The sequence below is a fragment of the Devosia sp. genome (genome assembly GCF_034675085.1).
In the GTDB taxonomy this organism is placed as follows: Bacteria; Pseudomonadota; Alphaproteobacteria; order Rhizobiales; family Devosiaceae; genus Devosia.
Map to the genome: position 1 here is coordinate 1 of NZ_JAUCDN010000393.1, position 2,701 is coordinate 2,701.

The 2,701-nt window shown below is 63.0% G+C and carries 2 protein-coding genes; both read right to left on the bottom strand.

The annotated features are described in order from the left end of the window. Positions 1 to 88 precede the first annotated feature (88 nt). Entirely contained in the window at positions 89 to 1,435 is a 1,347-nt protein-coding gene (locus VDP82_RS16785; protein ID WP_323015972.1) for an alpha-glucosidase/alpha-galactosidase, read from the bottom strand. Between the two features lie 166 nt (positions 1,436 to 1,601). Next, positions 1,602 to 2,699: a redox-regulated ATPase YchF gene (gene ychF / locus VDP82_RS16790; protein ID WP_323015973.1), complete on the bottom strand. Its 1,098-nt coding sequence runs from the start codon at positions 2,697 to 2,699 to the stop codon at positions 1,602 to 1,604. Positions 2,700 to 2,701: the final 2 nt, after the last annotated feature.

Here is a 2,701-nt window from a genome sequence, read left to right on the forward strand (position 1 = left end):
AACTGCCGGACAGAAAGCGCCTGAAGTAAACACGCCCCCCTTGATGGGGAGGCCTGGACGGGCGGGCAACCAACCACAATCCATCAACTCACCCCCGCGCCCATTGCGGCAGCATGTCGCCATGGGCGGCCAGCAGATCGTCCACCAGCGCCCAGATCTGCTCGAGGTCCAGTTCCGCCGCCGTGTGCGGGTCGAGCATGGCGGCGTGGTAGATATGCTCGCGCTTTTCATCCACCAGCGCCCGCACGGTCAGCTCCTGCACATTGATATTGGTGCGCATCAATGCGGCCAGTTGCGGGGGCAGGGCGCCGATAAGGGTGGGCTGGATGCCGTTGTCATCGACCAGGCACGGCACTTCCACCGCTGCTTCGGCGGGCAGGTTGGTGATGGCGCCATTATTGCGCAGATTGCCGTAGATCACCGAGGGCTCACCGGTCCAGACCGAGTTGACGATGGATGAGGCGTATTCCTGCGAGGCCTTCACCTCGATGTGCTCGGCGCTGCGATAGCGTTCCGACGTCTCCTTCCAGCGCTCGATCTGCTCGATGCAGCGCTTGGGATATTCGTCCAGCGGAATGCCGAATTTCTCGATCAGGTCCTCGCGCCCCTCCTTGATGAAATAGGGGGTATATTCGGCGAAGTGCTCCGAGCTTTCGGTGACGAAATAGCCCAGCCGCGTCAGCATTTCGTAGCGCACCTTGTTGGGGCAGCGCGGGTTCCAGCCCGGCTTGGGCGCGCGTCCGTCGCGATAGGCGGCCAGAAGATCGGGATAGAGATCGCGATAGCTGCCATCGGAGAGGCGCTGTTCGAAATTGAGATAGAAGGCCATGTGGTTGATGCCGGCCGAGCGATAGCGGATCTGCTCGTAGGGAATGTCGAGATCATGGGCCAGCTCATGGGCCGTGCCCTGCACCGAATGGCACAGGCCGACCTGTTTGATGGCTGGATATTTCTCGGCGATGGCCCAGGTGTTGATGGCCATCGGGTTGACATATTGCAGCATCACCGCCTCGGGGGCGACCGCCAGCATGTCCTCGCAGATCTTCCACAGATGCGGCACGGTGCGCAGCCCGCGCATGATGCCGCCAATGCCCAGCGTATCTGCGATGGTCTGGCGCAAATTATACGTCTTGGGCACCTCGAAATCGATCACCGTCGAGGGGGTATAGCCCCCGATCTGGAAGCAGACGACGACGAAATGGGTGCCCTCCAGGGCCCGGCGCTGATCCGAATAGGTTTCCACCGTTGCAGCCACCCCCAGCGAGGCGACCAGTTTTTCGGCGATGATGCGGCTTTCCTCCAGCCGCACCTGGTCGATATCCATCAGGCGGATGGTGGCGCCGGCCAGGGCCGGGCGCTGCAGGATGTCGCCGACGATGTTCTTCATGAACACGGTCGAGCCGGCGCCGATAAAGGTGATGCTGGGATGGGCCATTTGGGGGAAGATGCTCCGGGACACTGGCCGGCAGACGAGCCTGCGGCGCCCCCATGCTAGCGCGTCGCGCGCGCCAGGCAACGCGCGCCGGCAGGTTCACTCTTCCAATCGTAAGAATGGGGGGCGGTCCTGGCTGAAACCGCCCCGTCAACCTTGCTTCAGGCCTTCAGGTATTGAACTTGAACAGCATCACGTCGCCATCCCTGACGACATAGTCCTTGCCTTCGTCGCGGGCCTTGCCGGCTTCCTTGGCGGCGACTTCCCCGCCCAGCGCCACGAAATCGTCGAAGGCGATGGTCTGGGCGCGGATGAAGCCGCGCTCGAAATCGGTGTGGATGACACCGGCGGCGGCGGGAGCCTTGTCGCCCTTGTGGATGGTCCAGGCGCGGGTTTCCTTGGGGCCGACGGTGAAATAGGTTTGTAGCCCCAGAAGGTCGTAGGCTTCGCGGATCAGCCGGTTGAGGCCGGGCTCGGCAAGGCCCAGCGTGTCGAGATATTCGGCCTGCTCGGCATCGGGAAGCTGGGCGAGCTGGCTTTCGATTTCGGCCGAGATCACCACCACGCCGGCGCCATTGGCATGGGCGTAGTCTTCCACCTTTTTGCTCAGCGCGTTGCCGGTGGCGGCCGAGGCCTCGTCGACATTGCACACATAAAGCGCCTTCTTGGAGGTGAGCAATTGCAGCTCCTGGAAGGCCTTTTCCTCCTCCGGCTCGCGGGCGACGAAGCGAGCTGAACGACCTTCGCGCAGCACCACCAGGGCGCGGTCGATCAGATCGAGCGTGACCTTGGCGTCCTTGTCATTGCCCTTGGCCTTTTTCTCGACGCCGGCGCGGCGCTTTTCCAGGCTTTCGAGATCGGCCAGCATCAGCTCGGTTTCCACCACCTCGGCGTCGGCCAGCGGGTCGACCCGGTTGGAAACATGGATGACATTGGGGTCCTCAAAGCAGCGCAGCACATAGGCGATGGCGTCGGTCTCGCGGATATTGGCAAGGAACTGGTTGCCCAGCCCTTCGCCCTGGCTGGCGCCTTTCACCAGGCCGGCAATGTCCACGAAGCTCATGCGCGCGGGCAGCACATTGATCGACTTGCCGATGGCGGCCAGCTTTTCCAGCCGCGCATCGGGCACCGACACCTCGCCCACATTGGGCTCGATGGTGCAGAAGGGGAAATTGGCGGCCTGGGCGGCGGCGGTGCGGGTCAGCGCGTTGAAAAGGGTCGACTTGCCGACATTGGGCAGGCCGACAATGCCCATCTTGAAACCCATGG

Coding starts and splice junctions, on each gene's coding strand:
- ychF (WP_323015973.1), bottom strand. CDS start 2,699: ATGGGTTTCAAGATGGGCATTGTCGGCCTGCCCAATGTCGGCAAGTCG.
- VDP82_RS16785 (WP_323015972.1), bottom strand. CDS start 1,435: ATGGCCCATCCCAGCATCACCTTTATCGGCGCCGGCTCGACCGTGTTC.